The sequence below is a fragment of the Thalassospiraceae bacterium LMO-SO8 genome (genome assembly GCA_031655335.1).
Classification (GTDB): domain Bacteria; phylum Pseudomonadota; class Alphaproteobacteria; order Rhodospirillales; family Casp-alpha2; genus UBA1479.
This window is the reverse complement of the sequence record CP134226.1, coordinates 2,639,823-2,654,001: the sequence shown is the minus strand read 5'-3', so window position 1 is coordinate 2,654,001 and position 14,179 is coordinate 2,639,823. Positions and strand designations below refer to the sequence as shown.

Here is a 14,179-nt window from a genome sequence, read left to right as displayed (position 1 = left end):
CGGAAGCGTCCGGCGTCTGCTACCGATTTATTTAAATATAAAATTACATATAAAACAACATATAAATTACCCCCATTCAGGCCTTTGTCATCCCGCGGCGGCGGACCGGGTGATTTTCCTGATCGCCGCCTGAAGCTGGGACACCAGTTCGCGCCCCGTATCACCGCCGTCGCCCGCGATATTGTTGCGTAGGATGACGGTCAGGGAATCGATATGCACCTTGACCAGTTCGATGCTGGAAGCGCTGTTGGGCAGGCCGCCGCCCGTAAACCGCATCAGCGAATTTCCGACCATGGAGACCAGGGGGTAGCCGAAGGTTTCACCCTGCAAACCCAACTGCTTGGCGAGCCCGTGAATACGCTGGAAGTGTTCCGATTTGTCCGCCGCCGCCCCCGCCTCGACCATGATCCGCTGTAGGCTGATCACGTAATCCAGGGCCGATCCCACGTATTCTTCCTTCGACCGATCCAATTCCTTCTGCGCCTTGAACACGGCCCCCTGGGTGAACAGGGCATCGCTATCGTCGCCGCCGCCGGCCTTGCGCTTCAGATGGTTCGGCGGCCGGAAGATGCGAATCACGCTGTCGTTGGGAAAGCGTTCCAGCGCGGTCGCCAACGGCGAGCGGTCGACACGGACGTCGGAACGGTCCAGGTCGCGGCGTTCTTTGGGCACCGGCTTAAGGTTGCCCCGCCGGTCGGGGCCGAAATAGGCGGTGTTATAGACGAACGGCCGGGGCCGGTTGATGACGGTCAGAATGCGGTCGACCAGGGCGTCCACCGTCACCGGCTTGAGCAGGAACTGGGTCGCCCCGAAGCCGCGGGCCGCGGAGACGGTCTTCGGATCGAACGCCTTGGCGATCAGGATGACCGGCAAAAAGCGGTTCGGCGAATCCCGATTCATGCGGATCCACCGCACCATGTCGATGCCGTTCAACAGTTCCTCGAACATGTCACAGATCATGAAGTCGACGGTATCGACCCGTTCGGTGATGCTTTTTTTCGACAGCCGTTTCAGAAGGCTGAGCGCTTCGTCGTTGCTGTTGGCGGTCAGAATCTCGCCGACGCCCAAGGCTTGCAGAAGGTTGTGCATCATCCAACGATGAGCGTCGTCCTGATCGACGATCAGGACGGTGAAAGAACGCAAATTGATGTTGGCCAAGTCGGGCCTCACGAGCGGTCTGCGTTCCGTGTTCGACACGGAAACGTTATTTGTGGCGGGAATCCCACCCTCTGTTTGCACAAAGTGAAGTGCATGCGCCGGCCCGGGTCAACCCTGCCTAAAGTTAGCCATGGAAATTCGCACGCTGGCCCGTTCCCAAACCCCGAAAACCGTGAAAAAGTGTCGCCGGACAAGGGGAAATACCCGGCCAGACGGAGGAAGCGCCATGACCACCATGTTCGACCTGACAGGCAAGGTCGCCTTGATCACGGGTTCAAGCCGGGGAATCGGCAAGGCCATCGCCGAAGCCTACGCCCGCCAGGGCGCCAAGGTGGTCATCACCTCGCGCAAGCTGGACGCCTGCGAGGCCGTCGCCGACGCGATCAACCAGGAAAATTACGACGATCCCGGCGAGGCCATGGCCGCCGCCTGCAACGTGTCGGACGCGGATCAGCTCAAATCCTTGGTCGAGCGGGTCAAGGCGGAATGGGGGCGGATCGACGTTCTGGTCTGCAACGCCGCCGTGAACCCCTATCACGGGCCGATGTCCGGCATCGACGACGGCGCCTGGGAAAAGATTCTACAGGTCAACGTCACCAACGTGCTGAAGCTGTGCAACATGGTGCTGCCGGACATGGCGGCCCGGCGCGACGGCGCGGTGATCCTGATCTCGTCCGTGGGCGGGCTCAAGGGCTCCTTGAACCTGGGCGCCTATGCGGTGTCCAAGGCCGCCGATATGCAGTTGGCGCGCAATCTGGCGATCGAATGGGGCCCCCACAACATCCGCGCCAACGCCATCGCACCCGGCCTGATCAAGACCGATTTCGCGCGCGCCCTGTGGGAAGACCCGGAAGCCCGCGCGCGGGCCGAGGCAGCCTATCCGCTCGGCCGCCTGGGCGAACCCGAGGACATCGCCGGCATGGCGATCCTGCTGGCGTCCGACGCCGGCAGCTTCATCACCGGACAGACCCTCGTCGTCGATGGCGGCGGGGTCGCCGCCGGCAACCGTTACAGCTGATATCGGGAAAGGACCACCGACATGTGCCGCTGGCTCGCCTACGCGGGACCGCCCATCTACCTGGATACCCTTTTGCTGCGCCCGGAAAACTCGCTGACCCGGCAAAGCCTGTCGGCCAGCGAAAGCGCGCATGTGGTCAATGCGGACGGCTTCGGAATCGGCTGGTACGGCGAACGGGACCGCCCCGGCCTGTACAAGGATATCCTGCCGGCGTGGAACGACATCAACCTGTTGAACATTTCCGAGCAGGTCAAATCGCACCTGTTCTTCGGCCATGTGCGGGCGACCACAGGCACCTCCGTCAACCGCACCAACTGCCATCCCTTCCGTCACGGCAAATGGCTGTTCATGCACAACGGTGAAATCGGCGGTTGGTCCAGGGTGCGGCGCGCCCTGGCCTTCGCCGTGTCACCGGAACTGTTTCCCAACATTCAGGGCACCACGGACAGCGAAATCTTCTTCCATCTACTGCTGACCTTCGGTCTGGACGAAGACCCGGAAGCGGCCATCCGTCAGGCGGTCCAGACCATCGAAAAGGCCCAGAAGGACGCCGGCGTCACCGAGCCCTTCAACATGACCATCGCGCTGACGGACGGGCAGACCATCTGGGCCCTGCGCCATGCGTCGTCGGGCCGGGTGCCGACACTGTATGTCGGCATGGGCGCCAAGCCCCATGACACGGCGGACGAAGTGACCGTGGCCACGGGCACGGCGATCATCATTTTGTCCGAACCGTTGGATGACGACCTCAAGCAATGGACGGCGATCGAACCGGACCATCTGGTGATCGCCGGGGACGGCGGCCTTGTCGTCTCGCCGTTCGCTCTGTGAGGTAATGGTACCGCGCGGCGCCGTGGCGGTTCTGATTCTGGCCGCCCTGACGGCAACGCCCGCACAGGCATGGAAGAACGGCCCGCCGGACAACAAGGTCACCAACAGCGCGGCCGACTGCCTGGCACCGCCCTATGCCACCCATGACTGGATCGCCGACCACGCGCGGATGCTGCTGCCGGCGGACGCCCGCGCCTGGCTCGACCCGCATCGTATCCTCATGCTGATCGGCACAGAGGCACCGGACTACGCCGATATCCGCGCGCAATGCGGCCTGCCCAACCGGGGTTACAACGACACGGGAAAAGGCCGCCACGACCTGCGGTTCGACGATTTCGGCAACGTGACCTACGACACGCCGGCGGCGCGCGCACAACAGGAATACGACAAAGCCATCGACGCCTACCGCGCGGGAAACCCCGGCCATGCCGCTTATTACCTGGGCGCCGCCATGCATTACATCGGCGATCTGTCCCAATACGGCCATACGATCAAGGGCGAGAGCCATCACGCCGATTTCGAGGAATGGGTGGCCACGCTGACCTCCGTCCCTCAAGGCGGAACGTTCGAAAAATTCATCGCGCCGGACGGGCTGGAACCGCGCCGCGCCTACGACGCAGTGATACGCGCGGGACGCTTTACCTGGAAGGGGGAACCCCCCGTTCTGCCTCCGCAGGACATGGACGCCCGGTTTTCGCCCGACGCCGCGGCGGATGCGGCCTTTGTCGCCGGCATCGGCCATTGCCTGAACAAGGCCGTCAACGAAGCCGCCGACATGCTGTTCGGGTTTTACGAAGAGGCCGCCCGGCCCGCCGGACGTTAGCTGTCGAACGGAGCGATGCGGGGCCAGACTTCAGCCACCGCATCCAAGGTCGAAAACAGCACGTTGAAGACATAGGACGACGGCACGCCCCGCCAATTCCAGGTTCACGGTGATCGTATGAATCCCGTGGCTCGGAAAGGTGGGCGGTGCCATCGTCTTGGCGCTGTTCCCTTGGTCTTAAACCGCAGGACAGCGGCCGGTCTAACCCTTGATCGTGTTAGGCCGCCATACCGCGGTTGCCGCCGTGGGAGCCACGACGACTGCGACCGCCGCCGCGCTTGGCGCCGCCGCCGCTCGGACCGCCACGGCTCGGGCCGCCCCGGTTCTGACCGCCGCCACCACGGTTCTGGCCATTGCGTCCGCCACCGCCGCCGTTGTTCTTGCGCACATCGGGACCACTGTCATTGGCGGCCGAATTGGCGATATCGGCGGCATGGTAGGGATGGCCGTCGAACACCGGCACGGGCTGGCGGATGCACTTCTCGATATCGCGCAGACAACCGCGCTCGTCATGGGCGCAGAAGGAAATGGCGATGCCCGAAGCTCCCGCCCGCGCCGTGCGGCCGATGCGGTGAACATAGCTTTCCGCATCGTTCGGCAGGTCGAAGTTGATGACGTGGGTCACGCCGTCGACATCGATGCCGCGGGCGGCGATGTCCGTCGCCACCAGGGCGCGGATGTCGCCGTCGCGGAAGCCCTTGAGGGCCCGCTGGCGGGCGTTCTGGGCCTTGTTGCCGTGGATCGCGTCGGACTTCACACCGTTGTCGTGCAGATGCCGGGCGACCCGGTCCGCGCCGTGCTTGGTGCGCGTGAAGATGAGGACGCGTTCGATGCGCGGATCGTTCATCAGCTCGCCCAGCAAGGCCCGCTTGTCGTCCTTGGCGACGAACAGCAGGCGCTGTTCGATCTTTTCCACCGTCGTCGCGGCGGGCGTCACTTCGACCTTCACGGGATCGTTCAAAAGCTCGTTCGCCAGGCCTTCGACGGTCTTCGGCATGGTCGCCGAAAACAGCACGGTCTGACGCTCGCGGGGCAGCACCTTGGCGATCCGCTTGACGTCGCCGATGAAGCCCATGTCGAGCATGCGGTCGGCTTCGTCGAGGACGAAAACGTCGACGCTGTCCAGAATCACTTGGCGCTGCTTCATCAGGTCCATCAGGCGGCCCGGCGTGGCGACCAGAATATGAACGCCGCGCTGCATGGCGACGATCTGGTTGCGCATGGAGGTGCCGCCGAACACGGTCTGAATCCGCAGGGGCATCTGACGGCCGTAGGTCCGCAGGCTGTCGGCAATCTGGGTCACCAGTTCGCGGGTCGGCGCCAGGATCAGCACGAACGGGCGGTTCGGCACGGCCTTGCGCGAATTTTCCGCAAAGGACTGCAGGATCGGCAGCGCGAAGGACGCGGTCTTGCCGGTGCCCGTCTGCGCCACGCCCAGAAGATCGCGGCCCTCAAGCAGCGGCGGGATGGATTTTTCCTGAATGGGGGTGGGGGTGGTGTAGCCTTCGTCGCTCAGCGCACGAAGGATGGGTTGGGCCAGATTAAGGCCCGCAAAATCGGTCATGTGATATGTATACTCTCTCGATCAATTGGTCTTCGCCCGCGCGCCCCAAGCGATCGTGTCGGGGGCGGCAGGTTCGCCGGCATCATGCAAGCTTTCTCGGCCGGAACCGCATTCACACGGATATCCGCCTCACGAAACGCCCTTAGATGTCGGTATCAAAGAAGACCGGATCGACGTGGTCGGGTCCGGCAAGCGATCGAAATTCGACCTGAATGGGAGTGTCGCTGGCGCTACATGGCGCCGGTGCCTCCGGGAAGTCAAGGGAATTCGCGTGACGCGCTCCCTTGATCCCGGCGGCCGGCGGCGCGTTATCAGGCGGCGAGAATTTCCGGATCGCCCTGGGTTTCCAGGCATCTCGCGGCGAAATTCCAATCGGCGAGATGGTCGAAGAAGGTTTCCAGGAACACCTGCCGGGCATTCTGATAATCCAGGTAATAGGCATGTTCCCACAGATCGCAGGTCAACAACGGCTTCAGGCCCGCGGTCTGCGGCAGATCGGCATTGGCCGTGCTGACCACGTCGAGCACACCGTCCGTTCCTTCGACCAGCCACACCCAGCCGGACCCGAACCGGGCCATGCCGTCGGCGATAAACCGGGTGCGCAGTTGCGGCAAGGATCCGAAGGTGTCCTTGATCTTGGTTGCAAGGGGCCCCGTCGGCTCCGCGGCGCGGTCCGGCGACATGCAGCGCCAGAAGAACCCGTGGTTCCAGGCCTGCGCCGCGTTGTTGAACACGCCCGTGTCGCCCTTTTCGTGGGCACGGCGGGCGACGTCGAGCAGCGTCATGCCGTCATAGTCCGTGTTCTTGACGGCGTCGTTCAGCTTGTCGACGTATCCCTTGTGGTGTTTGCCGTGGTGAAAGTTGAGGGTCTGTTCCGACATATGCGGGGTCAAGGCGTCCTTGGCATAGGGAAGGTCGGGGAGTTTGAAAGTCATGATCGGTTCCTTCGTGGTCATGCGTGTTCGTGGGGGGATAAAAGCACGCCGGTCGGCGGGGAGAGGTCGGCCGACGGACGCCGTTGACGTCCGTCGGCGGGCCTTGCGTCAGGATTTCTGCTTATCGGTCACCATGGCGCGGAATTCCTCGATCTTGTCGCCGAGGTCCTCCAACCCTTCCTTGGTGGCCTCCTTGGCATCCGCCCATTCGCCCTTGGCCGACTTTTTCAGTTCGGCGATCTGCTGATTGAGCGCATCGCGCTGACGGTCGATGGCCGCGCGGGCTTCGCGCCATTCTTCCTTGACCTCGTCGGCGGCGTTCGCGCCGGCCTCCTTGGCGTTGGATGCCGCTTCATCAAGCTTGGCGTCCAGGGCCATGGCTTGCTTTTGCGCCCAGCCGACGAAGTCATCAATGGCTTCCCCTGCCGTGGCTTCCTGGGAATCGCCCTTGTCGCCGGCGGCCTGGGCGGCGCCCGGCGCGGCGGACAGACCGGCGGCGACCGCCGCCGCGGCCAGAATGGCGATGGGAATGCGGGTGTTGGGTTTTCGAATATGAGTGCGATAGGTCATGTGATCTTCTTCCTCTTTCGATGCAATGCATGGGACAAACCGCGCAAACCGCATTGCCGGCTGTACGCGCCATTGACGTCTGAAGGCTGCCGGCAAACCGCAAGGATGCATTCCGGAAGACGGAATGTTTTTCCATTTGGCGAAACGAATATGGCGATTTTCCGGTCGAAATCGGGCGGTTTCAGGCCGCGCGGGCCAACACGCGACGGGCCCTGGACAGGCCGCTTTTCACCGTGCCGACGGCGATGTTCAGTTCGCGGGCGACGTCGCGGTAACGTTTTCCCTCGATCACCACGAGATGAAGAATCCATCGGTCCCGGGGCTTCAGGGCCGCCAGGGCGCGGTCCAGGTCCTTGAGACGCAAACGGTCGATCTGATCGGGCGGCTGGTGGGTTTCCGCAAGCCAATCCTCGACCGGGACATGGGGCCCCCGCCGCTGCCGCCGACGCGCGCGGTCGATGAACAAGTTATGCATGATGGCAAACAACCAGGCCCGCAAGTCCGTACCGGCCTGAAATCTGTCAAGGCGCGACACACCCCGTTCCAGGCAGTCCTGCAACAGGTCGTCGGCGCGGTCGGGAGTGGCTTCGAGGAACCGTGCATACCGATACAGGTCGGGAATTTGATCCTCGATCGCCTGCATGATCCGCCTCTCGGTCATGACGGGGATCATAACATGTTTCCCTGATGTGCGCCGACGGGAAATCGATAACCGTTTGATACTGCGAAATTGTATGCCTCGGCCCGAGCGGATGAAAAATCGCCGCCATGGGGGAACTTTCGCGTCCCGCGACCGTTCATTCATGGACTGGACGTGTGAACAGACGGAAGGAGCATGTCATGGACACGACCCCCACAGGCCGACAAACCGATACCGAAAGCCGGCCAAAGCCCAAGCCAATGCGGGATTTTGTCATTTTCGGGGTGATGATCGTGATCGGTATCGGCGTTGTCGCGGCGCTGATCACGAAATCATAAAGCCTGCGGAAACGGCCCCGTCAGGCACCAACGGGGTCAGGTGCCGAGCACGCGGCGTTTCATCTCGGTCACGGCGGCATGGGGGCTGGTCAGCACGGGCAGACCCGTATCGGCGGCGATTTCAGCCGCCAAGGGCGCCATGGAAAACTGCGCCAGCACGATGCAACCGCAATCCCTCAGCCGTGGTGCGGCCGCGACCACGGCGCGGTCGTGGGCGTCCCGCCGCCCTGCGCCCAGGTCGGCCCAAGCACCTTCGACCAGCAGCGGCGTCACGGTCAGGGCGACGTTTCGGGCCACCGCCAAGTTCTCCATGTCCGCCGTCATGTCAGGCAAGGTCTGGGGATGGGTCGCCAACAGCCCGACGCGCCCCCCCTGGGCCAGGGCGGCATCGAGAATCGCCTCGTTCGGTTTCATCACCGGCACATCGTATTGCGCCGCGATCCGGTCGATGATCGCGCCGAATGCGGAACAGGTGAACAGAATGCCGTCGGGCCCCCGGGCCTTGGCATAAGCCGCCAGGTTCAGAAACCGTTCAGTCAACCCCGGGGTCAGCCTGCCGCCCGCCGCCGCCAGATCCATGGTCAGGCTTTCGTCCAGCAGGGTCCAATACTCGGCGTCCGGCCACAGGTCCTTGAACGCGGTCTCGACCGGCGCGATCGCCTCGCGGGTGGCATGGATCATTGCGATTTGCGTCGTCATGAACCGTATAAAGCGGAAAATCGCCGGTTCTGGCAACCGTTTCCGCCCGCCGGACGCAAACCTTGCCCGGTGATATGCCACTGTATTCCCATACTTTTGGGTCGGCCCGCTAGCCGGAAGACATATATGTGATTGGTCGCATTTATGTCATTTTCAGCCTGGGTTGTTTCTGCCTGCGAAATTCGCGATGCCGTGGTCATCGTCACACTTAGGGGCGGCGATCTTGCGATATCCTCGACGCCCACCGGAACGAACCGGCGCCATGAACCGACGATCGATAGACGCTCAATAAAAAACGCTTACCGGACAATCGGGAATGCAGTTTTCTCTCCAAAACTTGGCAGGCTTCTTTGCGCTTCACGTCGATCCGGCGGTGGCCCTGCCGGCGTCATATGACCCCGTGCTGGTCACGTTGTCGTTCTTCATCGCGACGTTAGCTGGGTTCGCCTTCATTCATCTGCTCCACCGCATCGCCGAACACGAGCATTCCGCCCAACGCCACCTGTGGATGGCCGGCGGGGCGTTGATCATGGGCCTGGGTATCTGGGCCATGCATTTCGTCGGCATGCTTGCCTATCAATTGCCGATCCGGATGACCTACGATCCGCTTGTCACCCTGGGGTCGGCCGTGCCGGCCGTGCTTGCGAGTGCGTGGAACCTACAGATCGTCGCTCATGCCCGGGTCACCAGATTCCGCCTGTTTCTCGGCGGCATCGTCCTGGGCGGCGGCATCGGGCTTATGCACTACACCGGGATGGCCGCCGTCAACTTCGACGCCTTCATCCGCTACGATCCCCTGTTGTTCGCCTTGTCCCTGCTCGTCGCCGTGGCGCTGGCGATATGCGCCCTTTGGGTCGCCTTCCGGATGTCCCGCCGCGATACCGTCCGCACCCTCGCGGGCGAAAGCCTGTCGGCGCTGTTTATCGGAATGGCCGTCGCTGGCATGCACTATACGGCCATGAGTTCGACCATCTGTTTCGCGCGTACGGACGGATCGAACCCGATCCAGCCTCTCGGGGCCGATGTCCTGGCCGGGGCCACGGCCATCGTGGCCTCACTGATCCTGATCACCGGGATTGCCGCCGTCGTGTTCGATCGCCGGCTGGCATCGGAAATCCTCCACCGTAATGAGGCGACCCAACGCGCCCACCAGACCGGTCAGCGCCTGCAACTGATCATGGACAACGTGACCGACGCGGTGATCACCTTGAACGACCGTGGAATAATCGAGACATCCAACCGGGCGGCGGAGCGCATTTTCGGCCTGCCCACCGACGCCATTATCGGCCTGGCCCTGACGTCCCTGATTTCCGAGGCGGATGACCGGCCGCGTAAACGCAAACTGATGCGTTATCTTCTCGACCCCGCCGCCCGCGCCGAGGGCGGTGACGGCTTCGAAGTCATGGGCCGGCGGGGTGACGGCTCCGTCGTGTTTCTTGAGGCCGCCTTGTCGGAAGTGACGGAAAACGGCCGCACGGTCATCGTCGCGGCACTCCGCGACATCACCGAACGCATGGTCGCCGCCCTGGCCCTGGCGCAGGCGAAGGAAGACGCCGAAAACGCCAACCAGGCGAAATCCGAATTCATTTCCCACATGAGCCACGAACTGCGGACGCCGCTCAACGCCGTCATCGGCATGGCCGACATGCTGCTCCAACTCAAAGACATGCGCGACGATCCGGAACGCCTGACCGAGTACCTGAACGACATCCGCACCAGTGGCGCCCACCTGCTGTCCCTGGTCAACGAAATCCTTGATGTGTCGATGGTCGAATCGGGCAACCGCGCCATGCACATGGAAACCTTCGACGCCGTGGAAGAAGTCGAAAATGCCCTGCGCCCGCTGCGCGCGACCCTGCTTTCCGGCAAGTCACGCCTGTCCGTCACCGCCCAGGGAAAACCCACCTTGGTCGCCGCGGACCGGCAATCCTTCCGCCAGATCGTTCTCAACCTGGCGAACAATTCCATCATTCATGGCGGTGAGGACGTGAAGGTGGAAATCCGGGTCGACCCGGACGTGTCCGGCGAGTATGTCCGCATCCTGGTGGCCGACGACGGCCCCGGCATTCCCGCCGACCTGCTTGGCGCCATCGGTCAGCCGTTCCCCCAGGCACTGACGCCCTATCAGGCCACTGCGGGCAGCAACGGCACCAAAGGCGCCGGGCTGGGTCTGTATATCGTCAACCGCCTGATCGCCCTCAACGGCGGGAAATTCTCACTGGAAAGCCAGCCGGGCAAAGGCACCGTCGTCACCACCTTGTGGCAGAAAACCGCCGCCGCCTAACCCCCGGAAACCTGTCAGCAGACCTCGAACAGGCCGGCCGCGCCCATGCCGCCGCCAATGCACATGGTGACGATCACGTTCTTCGCCCCCCGGCGCTTGCCTTCGATCAGGACATGGCCGGTCAGGCGGGCACCCGTCATGCCGAAGGGATGGCCCACGGAAATGCCGCCGCCGTTGACGTTCAGGATTTCCTGCGGAATGCCCAACTTGTCGCGGCAATACAGCACCTGCGAGGCGAAGGCTTCGTTCAGTTCCCACAGATCGATGTCGTCCATCTTCAGGCCCTGGCGCTCCAAAAGGCGCGGAATGGCGAACACCGGGCCGATGCCCATTTCATCGGGCTCGCAGCCCGCCGTCGCCAAGCCCTTGAAGATGCCAAGCGGCTGCAAGCCCCGGCGTTCGGCCTCTTTCTCCGTCATGATGACGCAGGCCGATGCCCCGTCGGACAGTTGCGAGGCATTGCCCGCCGTGACGAACTTGCCCGGGCCCATCACGGGGTCGAGCTTTGTCAGGGCCTCGAGCGTCGTGGTCGGGCGGTTGCCTTCGTCCTTGTCCAAGGTCACTTCCTGTTCCGTGACCTCGCCCGTTTCCCGGTTCTTGACCAGCATCTTGGACGTCAGCGGCACGATTTCGTCATCGAACTTGCCCGCCTGCTGCGCCGCCGCCGTGCGCATCTGGCTTTGCAGGGAATATTCGTCTTGGGCCGCGCGGGTGACGCCATAGCGTTCCGCCACCAGGTCGGCCGTGTCGATCATGGGAATCCACATTTCCGGCTTGTGCTCCAACAGCCAGTCTTCCTTGACCTCGTTCTTCATGGCGTTGTCGCGGACCAGGCTGATGCTTTCCAGGCCGCCGGCGACCGCCACCGGCAGGCCGTCCATGACGACCCGGTTGGCGGCCACGGCGATGGCCTGAAGGCCGGACGCGCACAGCCGGTTGATGGTCGTGCCGCCGGTCGTGACCGGCAGGCCGGCGCGGATCACCGACATGCGGGCGATGTTCTTGCCGGTCGCCCCTTCGGGCATGCCGCAGCCAAGCACGACGTCCTCGACCTCGGCCGGGTCGATCCCGGCGCGCTGGACCGCGTGCTTAATGACGTGCCCGCCCAGGGTCGCGCCATGGGTGTTGTTGAAGGCCCCCCGTGATGCTTTCCCAATGGGGGTGCGGGCGGTGGAAACGATGACGGCGCGTTGCATATTCTTGTTCCTTCTTGGTCTTTAAAGGTCGGCGAACTTGCCGCCCGTGCGGGCGAGCTTTTCCAGAAGCGGCGCGGGCTCCAATGCCGGGGAGGCGGCCTTGGCCCAATGGGCGAGGCGCTCGTACACATGCTTGGCCCCGACCTGATCCGCGTGGAACATGGGCCCGCCCTTGGCGATGGGGAAGCCGTAGCCGTTGGTCCAGATGATGTCGATGTCCGACGCCCGCTGAGCCATGCCTTCGTCGAGAATCTTGGCGCCCTCGTTGATCAGGGCATAGAAGCAGCGCTCGTGGATTTCCACATCCGTGATCGCGCGGCGCTCGATCCCCAACTCCGCCGAGGTCGCCTCGATGATCTTCTGCACCTCGGGGTCCGGCAGCGGCTTGCGCGAGCCTTCCTCGTAGCGGTACCAGCCGGCATTGGTCTTCTGCCCCTTGCGCCCGGCCTCGACCACCCGGTCGGCGGCCACGGGCCAACGTTCGCCCGGCTTGATGAACTGCTTCTGGCGCTTACGCACCAGATAGGACACATCAAGCCCCGCCAGGTCGCCCACGGCCAGGGGCCCCATGGCGAACCCGAAATCTAGGAACACCTTGTCGATCTGCTGCGGCAGGGCCCCTTCCTCGATCAGGAAATAGGCCTGGCGGGTGTAGCGGTGGTACATGCGGTTGCCGACGAAGCCGTCGCAATTGCCGACCAGCACGGGGATTTTCTCGATCCTCTTGCCCAGCGCCATGACCGTGGCGATCACGTCCTTGGCCGTTTCCTTGCCGCGCACGTTCTCCATCAGCTTCATGACGTTGGCCGGGCTGAAGAAATGAGTGCCGATGACGTCTTGGGGCCGCTTGGTGGCGGCGGCGATCTCATCGATGTCCAGGGTCGAGGTATTGGTCGCCAGCACCGCCCCCGGCTTCATCACCTTATCAAGCTCGCCGAAGATCGTCTTCTTCAGGTCCATGTCCTCGAACACGGCCTCGATGACGATGTCGGCGGCGCCCAGATCGGCATACGCCGTGGTGCCGCTGATCAGGCCCATGCGGGTGTTCATGGCGTCCTGGGACAGGCGGCCCTTGGACACGGTCGCGGCGTAGTTCTTTGCGATTTTGGCGAGCCCCGCCTTGAGGGCGTCCTCGGAGGTTTCCAGAACAGTCACCGGAATGCCGACATTGGCCAGGCACATGGCGATGCCGCCGCCCATGGTGCCGCAGCCGACGACGGCGGCGGTGTTGACGGGCCGCTTCTGCGTGTCGCGCGGCACGTCCTTGACCCTGGCGGCCTCGCGTTCGGCGAAGAACAGATGGCGCTGCGCCTTGGACTGTTCGGAATCCCGGCACTTCACGAAAATCTCGCGCTCCGCGTTCATGCCTTCGTCGAAGGGCTTGGTCGCCGCGATCTCGACGCAGTCGATGCAGGCGAGCGGGGCGAGAAGCCCGCGCGAGCGTTTCTCCCAGGTCTTGCGCGCCTCGGCGAAGATCTCGGTATCCGCATCGGCGACGGCGAGGTCGCGCACCTTGCGCAGGGCGGCGCCCTCGGCCACCAGCTTGGCCGCGTAGGCCACGGCGGCATCAGTCAGGTCGCCCTCGACGACGGCATCCAGCACGCCCAGGTCGCGCGCCTCGGCGGCGGAAAACGGATCGCCGGACAGAATGACCGTCAACGCCCGTTTGGCGCCGATAATGCGCGGCAGACGCTGCGTGCCGCCGGAGCCGGGAACGATGCCCAGCTTGACCTCGGGCAGGGCGACCTGGGCCGAGGCGTCGGCGACCCGGTAATGACAGGAAAGCGGCAGTTCCAACCCGCCGCCGAAGGCTGTGGAATGTAACGCCGCGACCACGATCTTGGGGAATTCCTCGACCCGGGCACAGACTTGTCGCAGGGTCGGCTCCGCCGGGGGCGTGCCGAATTCACGGATGTCGGCGCCGCCGGAAAAGCACCGCCCGCCGCCCCGGATCACCACGGCGTCGATGCCGGCATCGGCCTCGGCCCGGTCCAGGGCCGCCATGATGCCGCTACGCACCGCATGGCCCAGGGCGTTGACCGGCGGGCTGTCGATGGTGACGACGGCGATACGGCCCTTGATGTCCAGGGTGACCGGCGTTGCGGGATCGGATGCAGGCATGA

The 14,179-nt window shown here is 63.8% G+C and carries 13 protein-coding genes; 5 read left to right on the top strand and 8 right to left on the bottom strand.

The window, feature by feature from the left end; translation table 11 throughout:
- Positions 1 to 87: 87 nt before the first annotated feature.
- Entirely contained in the window at positions 88 to 1,158 is a 1,071-nt protein-coding gene (locus RJ527_12675) for a response regulator (protein WND74894.1), read from the bottom strand.
- Between the two features lie 226 nt (positions 1,159 to 1,384).
- Between RJ527_12675 and RJ527_12670 the strand changes: the two genes are divergently transcribed.
- Genes RJ527_12670 through RJ527_12660 form a run of 3 tightly spaced genes read left to right on the top strand, consistent with a single transcriptional unit; the run spans position 1,385 to position 3,830 of the window.
- Positions 1,385 to 2,176 (top strand): SDR family oxidoreductase, encoded by a 792-nt coding sequence (locus RJ527_12670; GenBank protein ID WND74893.1) that lies wholly within the window; start codon positions 1,385 to 1,387, stop codon positions 2,174 to 2,176.
- A gap of 21 nt (positions 2,177 to 2,197) precedes the next feature.
- Complete coding sequence (locus RJ527_12665) at positions 2,198 to 3,007, top strand: class II glutamine amidotransferase (GenBank protein ID WND74892.1); 810 nt, start codon at positions 2,198 to 2,200, stop codon at positions 3,005 to 3,007.
- Between the two features lie 4 nt (positions 3,008 to 3,011).
- Positions 3,012 to 3,830, top strand: coding sequence for a zinc dependent phospholipase C family protein (locus RJ527_12660; protein WND74891.1), 819 nt, complete (start codon positions 3,012 to 3,014; stop codon positions 3,828 to 3,830).
- Positions 3,831 to 4,047: 217 nt separating this feature from the next.
- Here RJ527_12660 and RJ527_12655 read toward each other — a convergent pair whose 3' ends face one another.
- The 4 genes from RJ527_12655 to RJ527_12640 all read right to left on the bottom strand — a co-directional run bounded on the left by RJ527_12655 (position 4,048) and on the right by RJ527_12640 (position 7,560).
- Positions 4,048 to 5,394, bottom strand: a complete 1,347-nt coding sequence (locus RJ527_12655) for a DEAD/DEAH box helicase (GenBank protein WND74890.1) — start codon at positions 5,392 to 5,394, stop codon at positions 4,048 to 4,050.
- Positions 5,395 to 5,705: 311 nt separating this feature from the next.
- Positions 5,706 to 6,329: a superoxide dismutase gene (locus tag RJ527_12650; GenBank protein WND74889.1), complete on the bottom strand. Its 624-nt coding sequence runs from the start codon at positions 6,327 to 6,329 to the stop codon at positions 5,706 to 5,708.
- A 108-nt stretch (positions 6,330 to 6,437) separates the two neighbouring features.
- Positions 6,438 to 6,899, bottom strand: coding sequence for a hypothetical protein (locus tag RJ527_12645; GenBank protein WND74888.1), 462 nt, complete (start codon positions 6,897 to 6,899; stop codon positions 6,438 to 6,440).
- A gap of 181 nt (positions 6,900 to 7,080) precedes the next feature.
- Positions 7,081 to 7,560: a sigma-70 family RNA polymerase sigma factor gene (locus RJ527_12640; protein WND74887.1), complete on the bottom strand. Its 480-nt coding sequence runs from the start codon at positions 7,558 to 7,560 to the stop codon at positions 7,081 to 7,083.
- 179 nt (positions 7,561 to 7,739) lie between these two features.
- Between RJ527_12640 and RJ527_12635 the strand changes: the two genes are divergently transcribed.
- On the top strand, positions 7,740 to 7,877 hold the full coding sequence (locus RJ527_12635) for a hypothetical protein (protein ID WND74886.1): 138 nt from the start codon (positions 7,740 to 7,742) through the stop codon (positions 7,875 to 7,877).
- Positions 7,878 to 7,913: 36 nt separating this feature from the next.
- Here RJ527_12635 and RJ527_12630 read toward each other — a convergent pair whose 3' ends face one another.
- The gene (locus tag RJ527_12630; GenBank protein ID WND74885.1) at positions 7,914 to 8,558 is read right to left on the bottom strand and encodes an aspartate/glutamate racemase family protein; all 645 of its coding nucleotides are present in this window, start codon (positions 8,556 to 8,558) and stop codon (positions 7,914 to 7,916) included.
- Between the two features lie 334 nt (positions 8,559 to 8,892).
- Between RJ527_12630 and RJ527_12625 the strand changes: the two genes are divergently transcribed.
- Positions 8,893 to 10,860: an MHYT domain-containing protein gene (locus tag RJ527_12625; protein ID WND74884.1), complete on the top strand. Its 1,968-nt coding sequence runs from the start codon at positions 8,893 to 8,895 to the stop codon at positions 10,858 to 10,860.
- Between the two features lie 14 nt (positions 10,861 to 10,874).
- Here the strand turns inward: RJ527_12625 and RJ527_12620 are convergent, their stop codons facing one another.
- A complete protein-coding gene (locus tag RJ527_12620) occupies positions 10,875 to 12,056 on the bottom strand; it encodes an acetyl-CoA C-acyltransferase (protein ID WND74883.1) in 1,182 nt (393 codons plus the stop codon).
- 21 nt (positions 12,057 to 12,077) lie between these two features.
- On the bottom strand, positions 12,078 to 14,177 hold the full coding sequence (locus RJ527_12615; GenBank protein WND74882.1) for a 3-hydroxyacyl-CoA dehydrogenase NAD-binding domain-containing protein: 2,100 nt from the start codon (positions 14,175 to 14,177) through the stop codon (positions 12,078 to 12,080).
- Positions 14,178 to 14,179: the final 2 nt, after the last annotated feature.

Excerpts from the sequence above, each read along its gene's own strand:
- RJ527_12670 (WND74893.1), top strand. The coding sequence starts at position 1,385 with ATGACCACCATGTTCGACCTGACAGGCAAGGTCGCCTTGATCACGGGT.
- RJ527_12665 (WND74892.1), top strand. The coding sequence starts at position 2,198 with ATGTGCCGCTGGCTCGCCTACGCGGGACCGCCCATCTACCTGGATACC.
- RJ527_12660 (WND74891.1), top strand. The coding sequence starts at position 3,012 with ATGGTACCGCGCGGCGCCGTGGCGGTTCTGATTCTGGCCGCCCTGACG.
- RJ527_12655 (WND74890.1), bottom strand. The coding sequence starts at position 5,394 with ATGACCGATTTTGCGGGCCTTAATCTGGCCCAACCCATCCTTCGTGCG.
- RJ527_12650 (WND74889.1), bottom strand. The coding sequence starts at position 6,329 with ATGACTTTCAAACTCCCCGACCTTCCCTATGCCAAGGACGCCTTGACC.
- RJ527_12645 (WND74888.1), bottom strand. The coding sequence starts at position 6,899 with ATGACCTATCGCACTCATATTCGAAAACCCAACACCCGCATTCCCATC.
- RJ527_12640 (WND74887.1), bottom strand. The coding sequence starts at position 7,560 with ATGACCGAGAGGCGGATCATGCAGGCGATCGAGGATCAAATTCCCGAC.
- RJ527_12635 (WND74886.1), top strand. The coding sequence starts at position 7,740 with ATGGACACGACCCCCACAGGCCGACAAACCGATACCGAAAGCCGGCCA.
- RJ527_12630 (WND74885.1), bottom strand. The coding sequence starts at position 8,558 with ATGATCCATGCCACCCGCGAGGCGATCGCGCCGGTCGAGACCGCGTTC.
- RJ527_12625 (WND74884.1), top strand. The coding sequence starts at position 8,893 with ATGCAGTTTTCTCTCCAAAACTTGGCAGGCTTCTTTGCGCTTCACGTC.
- RJ527_12620 (WND74883.1), bottom strand. The coding sequence starts at position 12,056 with ATGCAACGCGCCGTCATCGTTTCCACCGCCCGCACCCCCATTGGGAAA.
- RJ527_12615 (WND74882.1), bottom strand. The coding sequence starts at position 14,177 with ATGCCTGCATCCGATCCCGCAACGCCGGTCACCCTGGACATCAAGGGC.